This is a genomic window from Mesorhizobium sp. M0998 (assembly GCF_040318885.1).
GTDB lineage: Bacteria > Pseudomonadota > Alphaproteobacteria > Rhizobiales > Rhizobiaceae > Mesorhizobium.
Window position 1 is genome coordinate 145,252 of the sequence record NZ_JAMYND010000004.1, and the last position, 19,133, is coordinate 164,384.

The window sequence follows — 19,133 nt, forward strand, 5'->3', positions numbered from 1 at the left end:
TAAGTCTTTCAGAGAAAAGAAAAGCCGGCATATCCGGTTTTTCTTTTCTGTTGGAAAAGGCGGCGCTATGCCGTCGGCGCGTCCGTGCGCATCAAGCCTTCTTTCTTGAGATCGGTCCACAGCGCCGATGGCAGCTTTGCGTCGAGCAGGGAGCGATTGCTTTCGACTTCGCCCGGCCGCTGGCCGCCGGGGATTACCGAGACGACGGAAGGATGCAGCAGCGGGAACTGCAGCGCCGCCTCGATCAGGCGCACGCCGTGGCGTTTGCAGACGGCCTCGATGCGGGTGACGCGGTCGATGATGTCCTGCGGCGCCTCCGAATAATTGTAATAGGCGCCGGGCTTCGGCCCGGTTGCCAGGATGCCGGAATTGTAAGGCCCGCCGAGAACGATGCCGATGCCGCGTTGCTGGCATAGCGGCAGGAAAGACTGCAGCGCTTCCTGCTCCAGCAGCGTGTAACGCCCGGCAAGCAGGAACAGATCGAAATCGCCGCGCTCGGCCAGCGTCTGGGCAACCTGCCACTCGTTGATGCCGCCGCCGAATGCCTTGATCACGCCCTGGTCGCGCAATGCCAGCAATCCGTAGTAGCCGGAGCTCATGAATTCCTGGATGCGCTGGTCCGAGGCTTCCTTGCTGCCATGGGTGAAGATGTCGACATCGTGCACGAAGAGGAGGTCGATGCGGTCGACGCCGAGCCGTTCCAGCGAGGCTTCGAAGGAGCGCATGACGCCGTCATAGCTGTAATCGTAGACCTCGCGGCGCGACGGCGTGTCGAAGAATTTGCCGATGCCGGTGCGCTGTTCCGGCGGGCAGGCGCGCATTATGCGCCCGACTTTGCTGGACAGCACGTAGTCGTCGCGCTTCTTCGAACGCAGGAACGGATTGAGCCGCGTTTCGGCTAGGCCTAGCCCATAAAGCGGCGCGGTGTCGAAGTAGCGGCAGCCGACCCGCCATGCCGCCTCCAGCGTAGCATTGGCATCCTCGTCGGAGACGGCGCGGTAAAGATTGCCGAGCGGTGCGGTGCCGAAGCCGAGCTCGGTGAAGGTGATGCCGCCATTGCCGATGCGGTCGAAATGCCGTGTCTTCATATGTCGTCGTTTCCTCATTCACGATTTGCCGTGACACTATCACGGCTGTAGCGCATCAAAAGCACTGCGTGTCGTTGGACACCGATTTTCGCGGTGATAGCATGAATGAAAACAAGCTGTTCGGGGCAAAGGTGACTAAGATATTCAAATGGTTCTCCGGCACCTGCAGGCTGGTGCAAATGTCATGACAGACGCCGGCGGAAACCTGTTTGGGATTGCGCTGAACGAGCTTGGCACCGTGCTGGAGCGTATCGACGCAAGCCGCATCGACGCCGCTTGCGCCATCTTGGCCGGTGCGAAAAAGATCGTCACCTATGGCTGCGGCCGCGAGGCGCTGCAGGTCAAGGGTTTTGCCATGCGGCTCTATCATCTCGGTCTGCCGGTGTCGGTCGTCGGCGACATGACCACGCCGCCGCTGGGCGCGGGCGATGTCTTCCTCGCCAGTTCCGGCCCGGGTGAGACGTCGACGGTGCTGACCTTGATGCAGGTCGCGCGCGAGGCCGGTGCCACAGTCCTGCTGCTCACCGCGCAAGCCGACAGCACTGCCGCGAAGCTGGCCGACCTCACACTGCTTATCCCGGCTCAGACCATGGCCGACGACCAGGGTCCCGAAAAGACATCCGTCCTGCCGATGGGCTCGGTGTTCGAAGGCGCGCTGTTCGTCCTCTTCGAAGTGATGGTGCTGAAGCTCAGGGACCTGACCGGCGTCTCGGCGGAAGCGATGCGCGCCCGCCACACCAATATGGAGTAGGTGTCATGCGCTACGAATTGATGCTGCCGCATCAGATACGCAAGGTGATCGCCGAAAACCGGCCGGTCGTGTTGCCGCTGGGTGTGCTTGAATATCACGGCGAGCACATGGCCGTCGGCATGGACACGCTGGCGGTGGTCAAGAGCCTGGAACTGTTCGAAAAAGAAGCCGAAATCGTCATTCTGCCGCCCTTCTATTACGGCGCGGCGAGCTATGCCGTTGCAGCACCGGAGGGCAGTGGTTCGCTGCAGGTCGGCGGCAATGTGCTGGCGCCATTCGCGGAAGAACTGTTCTATAGCCTGCTGCGCATCGGCTTCCGCAACATCCACGCCATCATTCACCACCAGACCGAAAATTTTGCCGCCGGCATGCCAACCGATCTCGCCTTCAAGGCCGCCGGCCGGCAGGCGATCTTCCGCTTCCTGGAGAAAGAACGTGGCGAAGGCTGGTGGGGCTCTGCGGCGATGGCTGACTATTATGCCGAACACGCCGAGGGCAGCAATTTCTTCAACTGGGTGCAGGTGCATCCGTTGATGCCGGCCTCAATGCACAGCCAGTACCCATTCGACCATGCCGGCATCGGCGAGACGTCGCTGATGCTGGCGCTGTGCCCGGAGGCGGTGGATGCCGGCCGCTTCGCCGACAACACCGGCTGGTACACGGCAAGTGCGCCCGAAGCCTCGGTGGAGTTGGGGCAAAAAGGGGTTGCCATGATCCTCGAGCATTTGCGGGCAACACTTTCGGGTTAGCGCGCTTTTCCCTTCTCCCGCAACAAGGGGAGAAGGGAGAGCCGGCGCAGTTATTTCACCGCGCCCGCTGTCATGCCCATGATCAGGTAACGCTCGAGCGCGATGCCGATGACGGCGAGCGGTGTGATGGCGGCGGTGGCAAGCGCCGCCATTGACCACCAGTTGATGCCTTGTGAGCCGGTCTGGCTGGCCACCATGACAGGAATGGTTTTTGCGTCGGTCGAGGTCAAAAGCGCGGCGAAGAAATACTCGTTCCAGCACAGCACCATCGCCAGGATGAAGGCGGCGACCATGCCCGGCAGCGCGATTGGCATGACGATGCGCAAGAAGGCGCCCCAGATCGACAGGCCGTCGACGAGTGCTGCCTCCTCCAGCTCCACCGGGATGGAGTTGAACTGGTCGCGCATGATCCAGATGACGATCGGCAGCACCATCAGCGTATAGAGCAGGATCAGCCCGACGCGTGTGTCGAGCAGGCCGACCTCCCGGTAAAGCACGAGGAAGGGCAGGGCCAAAACCACCGGCGGCAGGATCAGCTGAGACAGGAAGAAGAAGGAAATGTCCTCGTTCCTGAACCAGGCGAACTTGTAACGATAGCGAGTCAGGCCATAGGCGGCGAGGCTGCCGATGACGATGGCGAGGCTCGACGCGCCGACCGAAGTGATGACCGAATTCATGAAGCGCTTGATGAATTCGTCGCGGACCGTCGACGTCCGAAAGATCGAATCCGGCGACAGGCCAAGCGAACGCCAGCCTTTCCAGTCGGGCCGGAAGTCGACGAACGGGATCAGATGGCCCTGGGTGACGTCGACCGCGGTCTTGAACGAAGTGGTTATCGTCCAATAGATCGGGAACAGGCAGATGAAAGCCCAGAAGATGAGCGCGCCGTAGATGAAGACGCGGTTGGCGACGAAGCTCGCCGGCGAGCGAATTTCGGAAGCGGCATAGTCGGTGGTCTGAACGCTCATCTTGCCGGCCCGATCAGTTGACGTTGCGCACGAAGCGGCTGGCGAACTTCAGCAGCCAGGTCACGAACACGATGATGATGATTAAATAGGCCATCGCCAGCATCGTGCCGTAGCCGACGTTCGAACGGTCGCGATACTCGCGGTAGATGAAACTGGACACCGAATCCGTCGCGCCGCCCGGGCCGCCGGAGGTGACGGTGATGATGATGTCGGCGAGCTTCAGCTTGAAGATGATGCGCAGGATGACCGCCGTCACCGACACCGGCAGCATCAGCGGGAAGGTGACCTGCCAGAAGGTCTGCCAGGCAGTGGCGCCATCGACACGCGCTGCCTCGAGCACCTCGCGCGACATCGCCTGCAGGCCGGCGAGCAGCATGATCATCATGAACGGGATGAACGTCCACGCGTCGAGCACCATGATCGAGATGCGGGCGGTGATCGGGTTGGAGAAGAAGGCCGGGTTTTCCCAGCCGAGGTGGCGCGCCAGCGTCGCGGCGGGCCCGAAGCGGTATTCCATCAGCGACTTGCCGATCATCCACGACACCGCCACCGGCGACAGCATCAGCGGCATGAGAAACACGACGCGGAAGAATTTTCGTGCCCTAATCTGCGCGTTGAGCAGCAGCGCCAGGCCGAAGGCGATGACATATTCGACGAACACCGCCAGCACGTAGAGCACCATGTTGAACAGCGCATTGCGATAATAGGCGTCGTTCAGCATCTGCCAGAAATTGTCGAGCCCGTTGAACTGCCGTCCGCTGAAGGAACTGAGGTTCCAGTCGGTCAGCGCGATGTAGAAGCCGAACAGCGTCGGGAAGATCACCATGGCAATGGTAAACAGCAGCGCCGGCAGCAGGAACAGCGCGCGCTGGCCGTCCTCGCCGCGCGTCAGCACCTGGCCGATGCCGAGCGCGACACCCCACAGCACGTAGGCGTAGACCACCGGGCGCCAGGTGTCGAAGCCGATAGTGTCGACCTCGCTCTTGTAGAGGATTTGCAGCGCGATCACCGCCAGAAGGCCGAGCGTCGCAGCAGCCATCAGCGCCCAGCCAAGCCGTTTGCGGCTCCGCGGAATCAGGTCGGATGGCACGGCGCCTGCCGGCCATTCACTTGTCGACAAAGTCTGGTCAGCCAAGGTCCGGTCAGCCACGCGTCTTGCCTGTTCACAGGAGGCTCGATGACCGGCCGAGCCGATCGAGGCCGGGCCGGTAAAGCGGATGTCCGGCGGCTGTGCGCCGCCGGACGAGGTTTCACGATCTCAGCCTACATGCCGAGCGATGCCTTGTAGAGCTTGACCTGTTTGTCGCGGCCGATCTGGTCGGTCAGCTTCTCCCAGGCGGCTGCGATGGCATCGGCGCCTTCCTGCGCCTTCATCTTGCCGGCAAAGGTGTTGGCCAAAATGTCCTCGGCGGCGCTGTAGTACTGGAAGATGCCGGGGATGCGCGGCTCGATCGCCGCGTTGGGATGGTTGTAGCTGTCGGCTTCCGACTTCAGATACGAGGTGATGAACGCCTCGTCGTAGCCCGCCGCCACCCATTCCGGAATGTTGAAATGCGAGTTGCGATAGGGCTGGAAACCCGACGGATAGGCCGCGCACCAGAGCGACAGGTCCTTGCCGCCGAGGTGGGCAGCGGCAGACCATGCCGCCTTCTTCTTCTTTTCGTCGCTGTCGACGCGGGCCATGACGTAAACGCCCCAGCCGAGATAGGCGCAGTTCGGCGCATGGTTCGGGCCGCTGGCGAGCTTGTCCCACTGGCCGGTCTTGGAGTTGTAGACATCGTCCGAGCCCGGCAGGATCGAGAAGCCGGTGATGTCGCCGACGACCGAGGAATCGTTGGTCTTGACGTTCGAACCGACGTCGCCCCACCAGGTAACCATCGAACCGGTGCCTGCCAGGAATTGCTGGAAGGCGGTGGTGTTCGGGTCGGCGTTGATCTGGTCGGCAGGTTCGGAGGGCAGGGCATCGATGACGTCCTGGATCGCCCGCACCCATGCCGGATTGTTGACGCGCGGCTTCATCGTGTCGGCATCGAACAGCCAGGCCTTGTCATCGGGATGCTTGGCGTAGGCGCTGGCGCGGCTGCCGAGGAAATAGAAGCCGAAACCGCCCCAGGGCTTGGGCGCATCGAGGTAGCCAAAGACATCCTGGCCCTTCACCTGCTTGCCCTTGAGGAATTTCGTCACCGCCTGCACCTGCTGCCAGGTCTTCGGCACGCCCCATTCGCCTTCTCCGCCGCCGTCCTTCCAGGCCTTGGCGAGGTCGGCATCGGCAAACACGTCGGTGCGGTAGTTGAAATTATGTGCGTCGCCGTCAACGGTCACGCGATATTGCTTGCCGTCCCAGGTGCCGACCGGCGGCTGCAGATAGGCCACGACATCCTTCATGTCGATCTGGTCCTTGACCCAGTCCGGCATCTCGGAGGTGAGACCCTTGCCGCAGACGTCGCCTTCGAACGGTGCCCCCATTTCGATGATGTCGAAATCGACGGTGCCGGTCGCGATCGACTGCTGCAGGCGGGCGTTGTAGTCAGCCTGCGCCAGGTCGATCCAGTTGATCTTGGCGCCGGTATAGGTCTCCCACGGCTTCAGGAAGCCGCGAAACAGCACATTGTGCAGGTTCTGGTTGTTGAGGCCCATGAAGGTGAGTTCGACACCGGCGAATTCGCCTTCCTTGACATTGGCCTTGGTGGCGCCAAGGCAAAGCTCGCCGACCTGCTGGAAGTCGGCATCGGTCGGCTGACCCTTGCCGACACCCGGGATCTGCAGGATCTGCGCACGCAGGTCGTCGGCGGCCGCGGCCGTGCGCGTCAGCGCACCAAGTCCAGCGCTTGAGGCCGCCGCGAGGGCGGCCATGCTGGCCGCTCCCTTCAGCACGTCGCGGCGGGTGGCCCCGGCGCGGACAAGTTGGTTATAAAGGCTGACTTTCATTTCGTTCCTCCCAGAAGGTCAATTGTGAATTGGTTCAGATGGTGGAGCGCCGATTATGTTCCCCAACGACAGCGACTCCGGTAAATAGCGGCCCGAATTCTCCCTCCCGCGACGCTTGGCATTCAGTGCCGGACAAGCGTACCGGTGCGCCCGGAACAGGGTCATAAGCCGGACACTGTCACTATTCGCACAACGAAGTGCGGTGTCAACGTGAATGGGTTTTTTATCTATAAGAGACTGACTTGCCCTCGCCGTTTGCGTTGTTTAGCTTCACGGCAACTGAAGGGGGAATGATGGCTCAAGTCGCGATCCGCAATGTGGCCAAGGCGTTCGGAACCGTCAAGGTTCTGCACGATGTCAGCGTCGACATCGCCGACGGGCAGTTCGTGGTGCTGGTCGGGCCTTCCGGCTGCGGCAAGTCCACGCTGCTAAGGATGGTGGCCGGGCTGGAAACGGTCTCCGGCGGCACCATCGCCATCGGCGAGCGCGTCGTCAACCATCTGCCGCCGGCCAAGCGCGACATCGCCATGGTGTTCCAGAACTACGCGCTCTATCCGCACAAGACGGTCGAGCAGAACATGGCCTTTGCTCTCAAGCTGCGCAAAACCGACCCGGCGGTGGTCACTGAGCGGGTCAAGCGCGCCGCCGACATCCTCGACCTCAATCCCTACCTCAAGCGCTATCCGCGCCAGCTCTCTGGCGGCCAGCGCCAGCGCGTCGCCATGGGCCGCGCCATCGTGCGCAACCCGCAGGTGTTCCTCTTCGACGAGCCGCTCTCCAATCTCGACGCCAAGCTGCGTGTCCAGATGCGCACCGAGATCAAGGAACTGCACCAGCGGCTGAAGACCACCACCATCTACGTCACCCACGACCAGATCGAGGCCATGACCATGGCCGACAAGATCGTGGTGATGCGCGACGGTCGCATCGAACAGGTCGGCGCGCCGCTGGAATTATTCGACCGGCCGGCCAACCTGTTTGTCGCCGGCTTCATCGGCTCGCCCTCGATGAACCTGCTCAAGGGCGTCGTGCGCAAGGGCGACAAGCCCGTCGTCGAGATCGCCGGGACGCCGTTCCCGATTGCGGCGACCAGTGCCGTCGAGGATGGCCGTAATGTCGTCTACGGCGTGCGGCCCGAGCACCTCGAAATCCATCCCGATGGTGTTCCGGCGAAGATTTCGGTGGTCGAGCCGACCGGCTCCGAGACTTTGGTGTTCCTGCGCTTCGGCGAGGGCGAGATGGTGGCGCTGTTCCGTGAGCGCCACGACTTCAAGCCGGGCGATACACTGCACCTGAAACCGCGGCTCGACCAGGTGCATCTCTTCGACGCAGAGACCGGTAAGCGTCTCTGATTTCGCCCCAGCAAACTTCGCGAGGAATACCATGCTCAAAGGAATCAATCCGCTGCTCAATGCCGATGTGCTGCAGGCGCTGCGGGCGATGGGCCACGGTGACGATCTGATTATCGCCGACACCAATTTCCCGTCCGATTCGGTGGCGCGCCAGACCGTGCTTGGCCGGCTGCTGCGCATCGATGCGTCGGCGGCCGACGTGGTCAAGGCGGTACTGTCGCTCTATCCGCTGGACACCTTCGTCGACGATGCCGCCGCGCGCATGGAGATCGTCGGCAAGCCGGACGACATTCCCGCCGTGCAGCAGGAAGTGCAAAAAGAGATCGATGCCGCCGAGGGCAAGGCCTGGCCGATGATCTCGGTCGAGCGCTACGCCTTCTACGAACGCGCCAAGAAGGCCTATTGCGTCATCCAGACCGGCGAGCGCCGCTTCTATGGCTGTTTTGCGTTCCGCAAGGGCGTCGTGCCACCGGATGCGGAGTAGCGGGATGCCGGTGAAACCGATCGTCATGAAGCCGGTTGTCATATTGGGCGTCTTCGTCGCCGATACGGCCTACCGCGCCGCCCGCCAGCCGCGCATGGGCGAGACGATCCTGGGCACGTCCTTCACGCTCGGCCCCGGCGGCAAGGGCTCGAACCAGGCGGTGGCAGCCGGCCGGCTCGGCGCCGATGTCACCTTCCTTACCCGCCTCGGCGTCGATCCCTTTGCCGACATGGCGAGACAGACCTGGTCGCACGCCGGCGTGAAGAGCGCCGTCATCGACACGCCGGAAAGCTACACCGGTGCCGCCTATATCTTCATCGAGGAGACGAGCGGCAACAACGCGATCATCGTCAGTCCCGGTGCGGCGATGCTGATCTCGCCCGCCGATATCGAGGCAAATGCCGGCCTGATCCGCGCGGCCGGCGTTTTCGTCACCCAGCTCGAACAGCCGATCGAGGCGGCGCTGCGGGCGCTGGAGATCGCGCGCGGGGCAGGGGTGACCACCATCCTCAACCCGGCGCCGGCGGCCAGGCTTCCGGACCGCATCTACACGCTTTGCGACTATGTCACGCCGAACGAAACCGAGGCCGAGGAACTGATCGGCATCAAGGTGTCCTCGATCGACGATGCCCGCCGTGCCGCCGACAGCCTGCTTGAGAAGGGCGTTGGGGCAGTCATCGTGACGCTTGGCGAAAACGGTGCGCTGCTGCACACGGCCGATCGTTCCGAGCATGTCGCAGCGGTCGCCGCCGGCCCGGTGGTCGAGACCACAGGCGCGGGCGACGCCTTCAACGGCGGCCTGGCTGCCGCGCTGTCGAGGGGGATCGAACCTCTGGAAGCGGTGCGCTTCGCCTGCGCCGTCGCCGGCATCTCGGTGACGCGCCCAGGCACCGCGCCGTCCATGCCGACGCTGCAGGAAGTCGAGGCGCTGCTCGCCAAGAGGTGAGACCGTATGGATTACATCATGAACGACGACGGTTTTTGACAAATCAACGTCGACATTTCTCCGACACCAGGGGACGTGACCCCAAAGGAGAAATGGCGCGAGTGACGGGGCTCGAACCCGCGACCTCCGGCGTGACAGGCCGGCACTCTAACCAACTGAGCTACACCCGCGCATGGACGAGCACGTGTCAGCCGTGTTCGTCGTTGGGGCGGTGGATAAGGGGTAAGCCACCGGGTGTCAAGCGGACCCGGACAGCATAACAGCAAACAGCAGAAGGTTTTTTGACAAGCCGAACTTTGTTGCCGAAACCGGCTCCCGGCCAAGCCACTGGCCTCTCATTTGGCCTTGCGAAGCCGGTCCTAACTGCTTAAAGGTCCGGCCCGGAGCGGGCGATTAGCTCAGTTGGTAGAGCGCTTCGTTTACACCGAAGATGTCGGCGGTTCGAGCCCGTCATCGCCCACCATTTTCCTCGATGTGTTCAGTTTGGGCTACACCGCTCAAGCTGATCGCCAGGTGAGACGCATCCGACCACTGTGCTACTCGGACTTTGGTCTGATTCAAACTGTCTTTCCGCAGGGACTTAAGTCTGATCTGCTTGCCTCTCATGAGGGAAACGATTGCCGAAAGCTACAACTTGCAGTATCTCAATTGCGTATGGGCATGGGCGGGAGCGAAAATATTCCTGGATGGCTTGCGAGTCATCTTCCGGACGATCCCGTGATCGCAGGAGATCTCGCGGATAAGATATCGAAGGAAGCTGAAAAAAACCGGCTTCCAGGCGAACGGATTGTGAAGACAACCCGTAACGAAGAAGACACCTTCAAGAAAGAACAAGTCGAAGCTTATCCCGACGCCGCGGTTGCAGGAGTCTTTGCCAGCGGTTCATTCCTCGCCCTGTTGGTATTAGCCATTTATCTGCTTTATGTGCTCTCGATTGTAGCCGGGGGAACGGTCGCGGATGTTCCCCTGCCGCCCATACTGCACTAGTAGACGCTCCGCCAACACTCGAATTAGCCCCGCACCGTGTTGGCCTGGCGCCTTCCAGAAGGTTCGGTTGGTGCGGCAAAGGTGTTCACGCGGAGGCACATGGTTGCTGCAGCACCGCAGCATTGTACTTCCATAATCCTCCCGGTCAGTGTCCATGCAGGTTGTGCGATTGCTTGCCGCGGCTCAGCGTGCAGCTTCTGCCCGATGAGCAAGCCGTTTTCCGATGTAAACGCAATGCATCGGCAGGTCCGGGTGCTGCAGCACCCGAAATCCGATCGTCCTATAAAACCTTAGCGCACCATCGTTCTCCGGCATGACTTCGAGGTGGATGCCGGTCGAGCCGCTCGCGGCAAGGCGCTGCTCGAGGAAGGCCATCGCGCGCCTGCCGATGCCTTTCCCGCGCGCTTGCGGCAACAGGTCGATATGGCCATGCGACGGGTAGGCCGCCAGCGCAGGCGGAACAGCGAAATCGGGGTGGTGGATCCGGTACCGCGCCCAGTCGCTGCCGCGCCAGCGCGAGTTGTCCGGTCCCGGGTCTACCACGCGCCGCTGCAGGTCCGGATACCAGTCTGATGCCAGGCTGGCATTGAAAGCGCCCGTATCGGCTGCGCCAAGCAGATAGCCGGCCGCACCTGTGGGGCTATCGATAATAAAGGCCAGATCGGGTTCGAGCACCTGGTAGGGAATAGTGTAGAGGAGGCCGAGCAGGTCCGGGTCGTCCTCGCGGCCGCTGGCATCCTTGCCGGCATCGCCGGTCTTGAGACAGATCATCGCAAGCGCTGCATGATCGGCGGTGGTCGCCCGGCGCAGGAAGAAACCGCCGCCGAAATCGAGGATCATGGCGGCAGCAGCCGGAAATCCTTGCCCTCGGGCAAAAGCTGCCCGCCGTCGACGATGATGGTCGTGCCCGTGATGTAGCTGGCGTCGTCCGAGGCCAGAAACAGGAAGGCGTTGGCCACGTCGCGCGGGCTGCCGAGACGGCCGAGCGGAATGGCGTCTTCCATGTTCTTGATGAAGGCCGCACCGCGATGCTGCTCTATGCCTTCGGTGAGGATGTTGCCGGGCTCGACGCCGTTGACCGTAATGCCGTAGCCCGAGAATTCGAGCGCAGCCGAACGGATCAGCCCATTGATGCCGGCCTTGGTCGCTGAATAATGGCCGTGGCCGGGGCTGGTGACATGCGGGCCGGTGATCGAGGAGGTGAACAGCATGCGGCCAAAATGCTGTGCCTTCATCGGCACCAGCGCCGCGCGTGCGGCGATGAAGCTGCCGCGCAAGTTCACCGCCATGACCCGGTCCCAGTCGTCGGGACTGGTGTTTTCCAGCAATTGCCAGGGATAGATGCCGGCATTCTGCACCATGATGTCGAGTCGGCCGTGACGGTCGAGGGCCAGCGCCACGGCGGCTTGCGCATCGGCCATCTGCGAGATGTCGGTGCGGATGAAGGCGGCGCCGAGTTCGTTCGCGGTCGCTTGCCCCGCCTCGGCCTCGGTGTCGGCCAGGACCAGCTTCGCGCTCTCTTCGGCAAAACGCTGTGCGATGCCCTTGCCGATGCCACGTGCGCTGCCGACGATCAGCGCGACTTTGTCTTCCAGACGGCCGGTCATGCCAGCCTCTGGCGTATCGTCTGCTTGAACGCATCGAGCAGCACGGCGGCAAGCACCAGCAGGCCATGGATCACCTGGGTGAAGTTGGCCGGCAGGCCCATCAAATTGATCGCCGTGTTGATGGCCGAGAGCAGCAGCACGCCGGCATAGACGCCGGGCAAGGTGCCGACGCCGCCCTTCAGACTGACGCCGCCGATGACGACCGCGGCGAAGGCATTGAACAACAGGCCGACGCCGAGATTAGCTGTCGCGCCGGAGGTACGGATCGCCAGCAGCCAACCGGCAAGGCCGGCGATGGCGCCGGCGAGAACGAAGGCTATGACCAGGTTGCGGTTGACGCGGATGCCGGCGCGAAAGGTCGCCGTCTCGTTGCCGCCGATCATGACCAGGTGCCGGCCGAAGGGCGTCTTGGCCATGATCAGCGAGAACACCACGAAGCACGCAATGGCGATCCAGGCAGTCAGCGGCAGGCCACCCAGGCGCTGGATGGCGAACCAGCGGATTGCCGGCGCCAGATCCTGTGCCGAGCGGCCACCGGAAATAACCAGCACCAGGCCGCGCACCCAGATGTATGACGCCAGCGTGATGATGAAGGCGCTCATCTTCACCTTGACCACGAGGACGCCGTTGAAGGCGCCGATGAGGCCGCCGACGGCAAGCGCGATGAGCAGCGAAACCGGAACCATCAGCCATTGCGGCTGCAACTGGATGCCAAGGCCGATGCCCGACGAGCAGAACAGGATGCCGACCGCCATGGCGCTGAGCGCCGCGACCGATTCGACCGACAGGTCCATATGGCCGGCGATGATGACCAGCGCCAGGCCGATCGACATTACGCCGAGCACGCTCGACGCCTCGATGATGTTGGCGAAGATACCGAGCTGAAAATAGTTCGGGATAAGGATGGAAAAGACCACCAGCACGAAGACCAGCATGAACCAGACAAGATTGTCGAGGATGAACTCGAGGGTTTGGCGCGTGCGGGGGTTCATCTCAGGATCCGGTTGGCGCCGACCCCGAAAAACCACTCGGTTTTCGGACTATCAGGCGTGGTTGAAAATTGCTGCAGCATTCCCGCGCGCGTCCGTTTGAACGCACTCGGGCTGCAGGGCTGGGCTCCGGGCCGGCATGGCCCGGAGCTTCTGGCGAGTTCGCTATTCGACCGGCTTTATGGTTTCGGTCGGCGGCTTCATGTTGCCCCAGAAGGCCGGGTTATCGACATTTTCCTTGGTGATCGCAGCGCCGGGGATCTTGATGTTCGGTCCCCACGCTTCCTTGGTCAGGGTTGATTTCAGGCCAAGCACATCATATTCGCCGGGCTTGATCTCCTGCTTGTTGACCACCTTGTCCATGAACATCGCGACCGCCGCGGCCTGGGCGTAGAGCGGCTGCTCGACTTCGACGTTGAGCCAGCCCTTGCGGATCAGGTCGAGGCCGACCGGAGCGCCGTTCGAGCTCATCAGCATGACGTCGCCCGGCTTCTTGCCGGCGGCCTCGAGCGAGGCGACGGCAGCGACCGAAAGATGCGCGGCATGGCTGAAGATCAGGTCGATGTCGGGGTTGGCGAGCATCTGGTCGGCGACGATGGTGCCGGCGTTGCTGGCCTCCCATTGCATGGCCGGCAGCGAGATGATCTTGACGTCCGGGAACGCCTTCATCTTCTCCTCGAAACCCTTCTGGATGTCGAGCGTGTAGGGGTCGCCCGGATCGCCGAGCACCTGCAGGATCTTGCCCTTCACCGAGCCGTTTTTCGCGGTCAGGAGCTTTTGCGCCTGATCGGCGGCGACGTAGCCGATCTCGACGGTTCCGGCCACCGAGGTGAAGTCGGACGGCGTCGAGGTGATCTGGCGGTCGAACTCGACGACCGGGATGCCGGCGGCACGGGCGGCCTCGATCGACGGTTTCAGCGCATTGAAATCGACGGCGGCTAGGATGATCGCCGACGGCTTCAGCGCGATGACGTCGTTCATCTGGGATTGCTGAGCGTCGGTCTTGTTGTCGGCGTTCAGCGTCTTCATCTCGTAGCCGACCTGCTTCAGGAACAATTCCAGCGCGCTCACCGAGCCGGTCTGGAACTCATCGAGCAATGTCGGCACCATGTAGTAGACGGTGCCCTTGGACTGGGCGAATGCCGGCGTGAGCGTGGCAAAGGCCAGTGCCAGGATACCGAAGACGGAAAGAAGTATTTTCTTCATGTCGTTCGCTCCTCTTGCGCCGGACCCCTCATATGTCCCTCAGCTTGCCGGTCCGGCACCGGCGAGCGTCTCTCCGGTGATCATTTTGATCACCGCGTCGGGACTTGTTTTGTTGCGTGCGACGTCGCCCGCCACGACGCCTTGCCGGATCACCACGATCCGGTCGGCGACCTGGAAGGCCTGTTGCATGATATGGGTGATGATGACGACGCCGATGCCCTGGCTCGCCACCTGGCGGATCATGTCGAGGCCGCGCCGCGTCTGTTCGACGCCGAGTGCCGCGAACGGCTCGTCGAGAAGCACCAGCTTGCCGCCAAAATGCACGAATCGGTTGAGCTCGATGGCCTGCCGCTGACCGCCGGAAAGATGCTCGACATTGGTGCGAAGCGAGGGAATGCGGGTGCCGGCGCTGGCCAGCGCCTTTTGCACCACCTGCTCCATGGCGCGCTCGTCGAGCACCGGAATGCCGAGAACCTTCCTGGTGATCTCGCGGCCCATGAAGAAATTGGCGACCACGTCGACATTGGTGCAAAGCGACAGGTCCTGGTAGACCGTCTCGATCCCCGCGGCCTTGGCCTCGGCGGGGGATTTGGCCAGGAATTCCTTGCCTTCGAACAGCATGCGGCCGGAGGTCGGCTCCAGGCCGCCGGCAATGATCTTGACCAGCGTCGATTTGCCGGCGCCGTTGTCACCCAGAAGCGCCACCACTTCGCCCTTGTCGATCGAAAAGCTGATGCCTTTCAGCGCTTCGATGGCGCCGTAATTCTTGGCGACGTTGTCGAGCACGAGCAGCGGTTCGCTCATGCCGCGATCCCCTTGTTATGCAAGAGATCTCGCCCGCGTTCGCGCTCGGCGGTGAAGATCTGGCCGAAGCGCGGCGAAAGCACCCCGGAAACGGCAAGCGCGGCGGCGCCGCGCAACACCGCATGCTGGCCGCCGCGCGCGACGCTGACGCGGGGCGTCGTGCGATCGCTTCGCGCCGAGACCGAATTGGGCAGGTGCGCGGCCGCGCCGGCAAGCCTTTCGAGCAGCTCGGTGGACGCCAGCCCGCCGAGGATGATGGTTTCGGGATCGAACAGGTTTTCGATGATGGTGACGGCGTTGCGGAAGATCGGCGCAATCTCGCTCACCCACTCGGCGTCGGCGATGTTGCGGCGCCGCAGCGCCTCGAGCGAGAGATACCGTTCGAGGCAGCCGCGATTGCCGCACGGGCAGGGCTCGCCGCCCGGCACCGCGGGAATGTGGCCGATTTCACCGGCGTTTCCCCAGGCGCCGCGCAATGCCGCCCCGTCATGCACCATGACGCCGCCGAGACCGACGCCGAAATAAAGATAGTAATACTCGGAATATGCCGTTCCGAGGCCGTAGAGGCGCTCGCCGATGGCAGCCGCCGCCATATCGGTTTCGAAAAAGGCCGGCAGTCCGGTCGAGGCGGCCAGCCGCTCGCGCAGCGCCACATCCTTCCAGCCGGTCATGGTGGTCGGCCCGACAAAGCTCATGGACTCCACGCCGAACGGTCCGGGCAGCGCCATGCCGATGCCGAGAACGCGGCCACCGGGCCGCAATGCCGTCAACTCGAGCACCATGGCGCCGATCAGCTCGAAAGCGTGGTCGGGCGTTGCATTTGGGGCTTCGCGGTAGGTGCTCTCGATAACATCGCCGCTTAGGTTGATCAGGGCGGCATTGATGCCCAGCGGGGTGACGTGGATGCCGACGGCATAGCCGCCTTCCGGATTGATGCGCAGCGTTGCCGGTGGCAGGCCGCGCCCCTTGGGCTCTTCGCGCAACGACAGCACGTAACCGTGCTCTTCCAGCTCGCGAACGATGGTTGACACCGTCTGCACGGTGAGTCCGACCCGCCTGGCGATATCGCCGCGAGCGATTGGCCCGTGAAGGCGGATGGATTCGAGCACGATGCGCCGGTTATACGGCCGCCCGAACTCCTGATTGGTCCCGCGCAATGCCATGTCTGGCGCCCTCTCGAGAGAGCAGAGGTTCGCACCGAACATTTATTCAGTCAAATGGAATTCAAAAATAATTCGTCTGCGGCCAAGGTCCTTCTAACGCCGGCGAATTCGCGCCCGCCGGCGGATGGGCCAACTCTGGCAATTTTCCAGTATGAAGCGCCAGCGGCTGGACGGGGACGCCAGGCATGACCTTGGCCGGCATTCCGATCAGCGCCCTGAAGCCATTTCGGAACCGGTTGTGAGCCGGCCAAGGATCGGAGTTCGTTGCGCCTTTCCGTTGCAGGGAGCATACTTCCTCTCGCCGGTCGGCGGGAGGAGATGCGATGCCGAAGCTGACCCTCGACGGGATTGATCTCGGCTATGAGGTGCGGGGCGACGGGCCGCCGGTGCTGTTCGTCCACGGCAGCGTCACGAACGGCATGATGACATGGTCCGCCCAGCTACCGCTTGCGGAGCGCTGGAAGCTGGTTGTGGTCGACCGGCCCGGATTCGGATCAAGTTCCCCTGCCGAACGCGAGGATTTCGCCGTCGACGCCGGACTGGTTGCCGGATTCCTCGATCGGACGCATGACCTCTGGGACGAAAACCGCGTCCATCTGGTCGGGCATTCCTATGGCGGCGTCATCTCTCTTCTTGCAGCAGCGATGCGCCCGCGAGCAATCCGTTCGCTCACGGTGATCGAGCCGCCGGCCTTTGACCTTGCGCGCGAGGATGTTGCCGTCAATGAACTCGTGACGCGCCTGAAGACCCACTGGCAAAGCGGACCGCGCGACGATCCCGCGCTTTTCTTGCGCCAGTTTCTCCATCTGGTCGGCTCGGCGATACAATTGCCAGACCCGCTGCCGCCCCCGCTCGCGCAAGGCGCGGCCATGCTCGTCGTCGAACGCGGGCCATGGGAGGCCGAAATTCCGCTTCGGCAACTTGCCGATGCGCCGTTCCCGAAACTGGTGGTATCCGGCGGGCACAGCGCAGCATTCGACGCCGTCTGCGACGTGCTCGAAAACGTGCTTGGTGCCGATCGTGCCGTGATCGCCGGCGCGGGGCACAGCGTTCAGCAGACCGGTGAGCCGTTCAACCGGCGGCTCGGCGCGTTCATGGCTGCTGCTGAGGGCTGAAAGCGATCTATCTCTGATATTGCCTAGCGGGCGGTTGGCCGCGCGACAGGCTTCACGCCGAATGAATCGCCGGCTCTACAGATACCGCTCGACCTTCTTGCCGACGGTCAGGAACCGCAGCGGATCGATCGCCTCGCCATTGTGGCGGACCTCGTAGTGCAGGTGCGGGCCGGTCGAGCGGCCGCTGTTGCCGGTCTTGCCGATGACGTCTCCGGCATCGAGCTTCTGGCCGACGGCGACGTCGATTTCGCTGAGATGCCCGTAACGCGTTACAAAACCGTTGCCGTGGTCGACCTCGATCATGCGGCCGTAGCCGCCGTTCCAGCCGGCCTTGACGACGACGCCGCCTGCCGTGACCTTGGCCGGCACACCGACCGGCGCCCTGAAATCCATGCCGGAATGCAAGGCGGCCGTGCCGAGGATGGGGTCGGTGCGCACGCCGAACGGGCTGGTGACGCTGCGGCCGGGGGCGGGGTTGGCGAGCGGCAGCCGGCGCGCTTCCTTTTTAAGATGATCCAGCGCGTCAAGAGCCTCGTCCAACTCCTTGACCTTGCTGTCGAAGACCAACGAGCTGTCGAGTGGTATCAGCGGGCCACCAACGTCGCTCTTTTCGAATTCGCTATCAACGGGCAGGCCGGCGGCCTCGAGCGCCTGCGAGATCGCGTCGGCGCTTTTGTAGGCATTGTCGGCAAGTGTGGCGATGCGGGTGAGCTGCTGGCTCTCGATGGCCTTCAGCGAGTTGTTGATCGAAACGAAGAGCTTGTCTGCCCGGTCGGCCGCACTTTCGCTCGGCAGCGGATCGGCGCGGGTCGACCACAGCGAGAACGGCCTGGTGTCGTCAACGCCCACAGGAGCGGCAAGGGGGGCGGCAAGGCTGGCGACGGAATAGGCCGTCGGCTGGATGCTGCCGGCCGCGTCGGCATGTTCGTCCGGCTTTGCCGCCGGCACGGGCGGCGTTGCGACCTCGTTTTCGGCTCGTTCGAGGATCGGGCCGAGACGGCCGTGACGCAGGCTGAGCTGGCTCTGCCGTTCCAGCAGCTCGCTGACCTTGGTTTCCATCAGCTGCTGATCGAGTAGCTGGCGGCTGGTGATGCGGTCGACCTGGCTGCGCAGTGCCGAGATACGGTCTTCGTAGGCCTGCTGCATGCGCGCCTGCCGCGCCGTCGTGGCGCCGATCAGATCGTCGCGCAGCACCAGATAGGAGGTCGCCAGCAGGTAGCCGATGACGACCGCCGCCAGCGCCGAGCCGCAAAATGCAGCCAGCCACGGGCGTATGGTGAAATGCCTTATCTGGTCGCCCCGGGCGATGATGACCGTGTGGGGCTCTCTGCGTCTGCCGAAGACCGCTGACTGACTGGCTACGTTCACGGGACCAAGCTTTCGTTACGACACCAACGACAAGCCTGATTACACATTATTAGGGTTAACAAAGTTTTGCCGATCGAACGACAGGCAAAGGTCTTCGCGCAAAACGGGTATCGAATTGCAGCGACCTGGCGCAGCTCTCAAAGGGCGTGAACCGCCTCCAGCACCTCTTCGGCGTGCCCCTTGACGCGGACGTTGCGCCAGATCCTGGCGATGCGTCCGTCCCGGCCGATCAGGAACGTCGCCCGCTCGACGCCCATATAGGTGCGGCCGTAGAGCTTCTTTTCCACCCACAAATGGTAAGCCTCGATCACTTTGCGCTCTTCGTCGGCGACAAGGTTGACGCTCAGATCGTATTTCGCCTTGAATTTGTCATGTTTCTTGACGCTGTCCGGCGAGAGCCCGATGACGACAGCGCCGGCCTTTTCGAACTCCGGCTTCAACTGCGAAAAGCCGATCGCCTCGTTGGTGCAGCTTGTGGTGTCGTCCTGTGGGTAGAAATAGAGTACGATGGGTTTTCCCAGCAATGCGGCGAGGCTGAGTGAACCGCCGCCGTCGCGCGGAAGATCGAACTGCGGCGCAACATCGCCCACGTCGAGGCCAGCCATACCGATGCCCTTGTTTGAGGTTA

19 protein-coding genes and 2 tRNA genes are annotated in these 19,133 nt (G+C 62.9%); 8 read left to right on the plus strand and 13 right to left on the minus strand.

What is annotated here, in order from left to right:
* Positions 1-65: 65 nt before the first annotated feature.
* Positions 66-1,088, minus strand: a complete 1,023-nt coding sequence (locus tag NKH59_RS05505) for an aldo/keto reductase (RefSeq protein ID WP_353021222.1) — start codon at positions 1,086-1,088, stop codon at positions 66-68.
* Between the two features lie 184 nt (positions 1,089-1,272).
* Between NKH59_RS05505 and hxlB the strand changes: the two genes are divergently transcribed.
* Together hxlB and NKH59_RS05515 are read left to right on the plus strand one after the other, a co-directional pair.
* Positions 1,273-1,839 carry a 6-phospho-3-hexuloisomerase gene (gene hxlB / locus NKH59_RS05510; protein ID WP_353021224.1) on the plus strand — a complete coding sequence of 189 codons (567 nt, stop codon included), beginning with the start codon at positions 1,273-1,275 and terminating at the stop codon, positions 1,837-1,839.
* Between the two features lie 5 nt (positions 1,840-1,844).
* Complete coding sequence (locus tag NKH59_RS05515; RefSeq protein ID WP_352501555.1) at positions 1,845-2,588, plus strand: creatininase family protein; 744 nt, start codon at positions 1,845-1,847, stop codon at positions 2,586-2,588.
* A gap of 50 nt (positions 2,589-2,638) precedes the next feature.
* Here the strand turns inward: NKH59_RS05515 and NKH59_RS05520 are convergent, their stop codons facing one another.
* From NKH59_RS05520 to NKH59_RS05530, 3 genes are all read right to left on the minus strand, one after another.
* On the minus strand, positions 2,639-3,556 hold the full coding sequence (locus NKH59_RS05520) for a carbohydrate ABC transporter permease (RefSeq protein WP_352614125.1): 918 nt from the start codon (positions 3,554-3,556) through the stop codon (positions 2,639-2,641).
* A 13-nt stretch (positions 3,557-3,569) separates the two neighbouring features.
* Complete coding sequence (locus NKH59_RS05525) at positions 3,570-4,691, minus strand: carbohydrate ABC transporter permease (protein WP_352456633.1); 1,122 nt, start codon at positions 4,689-4,691, stop codon at positions 3,570-3,572.
* Positions 4,692-4,819: 128 nt separating this feature from the next.
* On the minus strand, positions 4,820-6,484 hold the full coding sequence (locus tag NKH59_RS05530; protein ID WP_023674663.1) for an ABC transporter substrate-binding protein: 1,665 nt from the start codon (positions 6,482-6,484) through the stop codon (positions 4,820-4,822).
* A gap of 293 nt (positions 6,485-6,777) precedes the next feature.
* Here NKH59_RS05530 and NKH59_RS05535 point away from each other — a divergent pair, with 293 nt between their 5' ends.
* The 3 genes from NKH59_RS05535 to rbsK are packed head-to-tail and all read left to right on the plus strand — an operon-like array spanning position 6,778 to position 9,266.
* Positions 6,778-7,836, plus strand: a complete 1,059-nt coding sequence (locus tag NKH59_RS05535; RefSeq protein ID WP_352456634.1) for an ABC transporter ATP-binding protein — start codon at positions 6,778-6,780, stop codon at positions 7,834-7,836.
* Between the two features lie 31 nt (positions 7,837-7,867).
* Positions 7,868-8,320 carry an RbsD/FucU family protein gene (locus tag NKH59_RS05540; RefSeq protein ID WP_023674665.1) on the plus strand — a complete coding sequence of 151 codons (453 nt, stop codon included), beginning with the start codon at positions 7,868-7,870 and terminating at the stop codon, positions 8,318-8,320.
* A 4-nt stretch (positions 8,321-8,324) separates the two neighbouring features.
* Positions 8,325-9,266 carry a ribokinase gene (gene rbsK / locus NKH59_RS05545; protein ID WP_353021227.1) on the plus strand — a complete coding sequence of 314 codons (942 nt, stop codon included), beginning with the start codon at positions 8,325-8,327 and terminating at the stop codon, positions 9,264-9,266.
* Positions 9,267-9,359: 93 nt separating this feature from the next.
* Here rbsK and NKH59_RS05550 read toward each other — a convergent pair.
* A tRNA-Asp gene (locus tag NKH59_RS05550) sits at positions 9,360-9,436 on the minus strand.
* Between the two features lie 217 nt (positions 9,437-9,653).
* On the opposite strand from NKH59_RS05550, the gene NKH59_RS05555 reads away from it, so the two are divergent.
* Together NKH59_RS05555 and NKH59_RS05560 are read left to right on the plus strand one after the other, a co-directional pair.
* Positions 9,654-9,729, plus strand: a tRNA-Val gene (locus NKH59_RS05555).
* Between the two features lie 20 nt (positions 9,730-9,749).
* Positions 9,750-10,253 carry a hypothetical protein gene (locus tag NKH59_RS05560; RefSeq protein ID WP_352769716.1) on the plus strand — a complete coding sequence of 168 codons (504 nt, stop codon included), beginning with the start codon at positions 9,750-9,752 and terminating at the stop codon, positions 10,251-10,253.
* A 183-nt stretch (positions 10,254-10,436) separates the two neighbouring features.
* Here NKH59_RS05560 and NKH59_RS05565 read toward each other — a convergent pair whose 3' ends face one another.
* The 6 genes from NKH59_RS05565 to NKH59_RS05590 form a co-directional block, all read right to left on the minus strand.
* Complete coding sequence (locus tag NKH59_RS05565) at positions 10,437-11,093, minus strand: GNAT family N-acetyltransferase (protein ID WP_352471954.1); 657 nt, start codon at positions 11,091-11,093, stop codon at positions 10,437-10,439.
* Positions 11,090-11,860, minus strand: coding sequence for an SDR family oxidoreductase (locus tag NKH59_RS05570; RefSeq protein ID WP_352932852.1), 771 nt, complete (start codon positions 11,858-11,860; stop codon positions 11,090-11,092). The genes NKH59_RS05565 and NKH59_RS05570 overlap by 4 nt, the downstream gene beginning before the upstream one ends.
* Positions 11,857-12,852, minus strand: coding sequence for an ABC transporter permease (locus NKH59_RS05575; RefSeq protein ID WP_352471952.1), 996 nt, complete (start codon positions 12,850-12,852; stop codon positions 11,857-11,859). The genes NKH59_RS05570 and NKH59_RS05575 overlap by 4 nt, the downstream gene beginning before the upstream one ends.
* 162 nt (positions 12,853-13,014) lie before the next feature.
* Positions 13,015-14,055 carry a sugar ABC transporter substrate-binding protein gene (locus NKH59_RS05580; RefSeq protein ID WP_353021230.1) on the minus strand — a complete coding sequence of 347 codons (1,041 nt, stop codon included), beginning with the start codon at positions 14,053-14,055 and terminating at the stop codon, positions 13,015-13,017.
* A 39-nt stretch (positions 14,056-14,094) separates the two neighbouring features.
* Complete coding sequence (locus tag NKH59_RS05585) at positions 14,095-14,859, minus strand: ATP-binding cassette domain-containing protein (RefSeq protein ID WP_352898362.1); 765 nt, start codon at positions 14,857-14,859, stop codon at positions 14,095-14,097.
* The gene (locus NKH59_RS05590; RefSeq protein ID WP_352471948.1) at positions 14,856-16,022 is read right to left on the minus strand and encodes an ROK family transcriptional regulator; all 1,167 of its coding nucleotides are present in this window, start codon (positions 16,020-16,022) and stop codon (positions 14,856-14,858) included. The genes NKH59_RS05585 and NKH59_RS05590 overlap by 4 nt, the downstream gene beginning before the upstream one ends.
* A 323-nt stretch (positions 16,023-16,345) precedes the next feature.
* On the opposite strand from NKH59_RS05590, the gene NKH59_RS05595 reads away from it, so the two are divergent.
* Positions 16,346-17,137 (plus strand): alpha/beta fold hydrolase, encoded by a 792-nt coding sequence (locus NKH59_RS05595; RefSeq protein WP_352769703.1) that lies wholly within the window; start codon positions 16,346-16,348, stop codon positions 17,135-17,137.
* A 75-nt stretch (positions 17,138-17,212) separates the two neighbouring features.
* Here the strand turns inward: NKH59_RS05595 and NKH59_RS05600 are convergent, their stop codons facing one another.
* Both NKH59_RS05600 and NKH59_RS05605 read right to left on the minus strand, forming a co-directional pair.
* On the minus strand, positions 17,213-18,505 hold the full coding sequence (locus NKH59_RS05600; RefSeq protein ID WP_353021232.1) for a M23 family metallopeptidase: 1,293 nt from the start codon (positions 18,503-18,505) through the stop codon (positions 17,213-17,215).
* Positions 18,506-18,642: 137 nt separating this feature from the next.
* Complete coding sequence (locus NKH59_RS05605) at positions 18,643-19,110, minus strand: peroxiredoxin (RefSeq protein WP_352471944.1); 468 nt, start codon at positions 19,108-19,110, stop codon at positions 18,643-18,645.
* Positions 19,111-19,133: the final 23 nt, after the last annotated feature.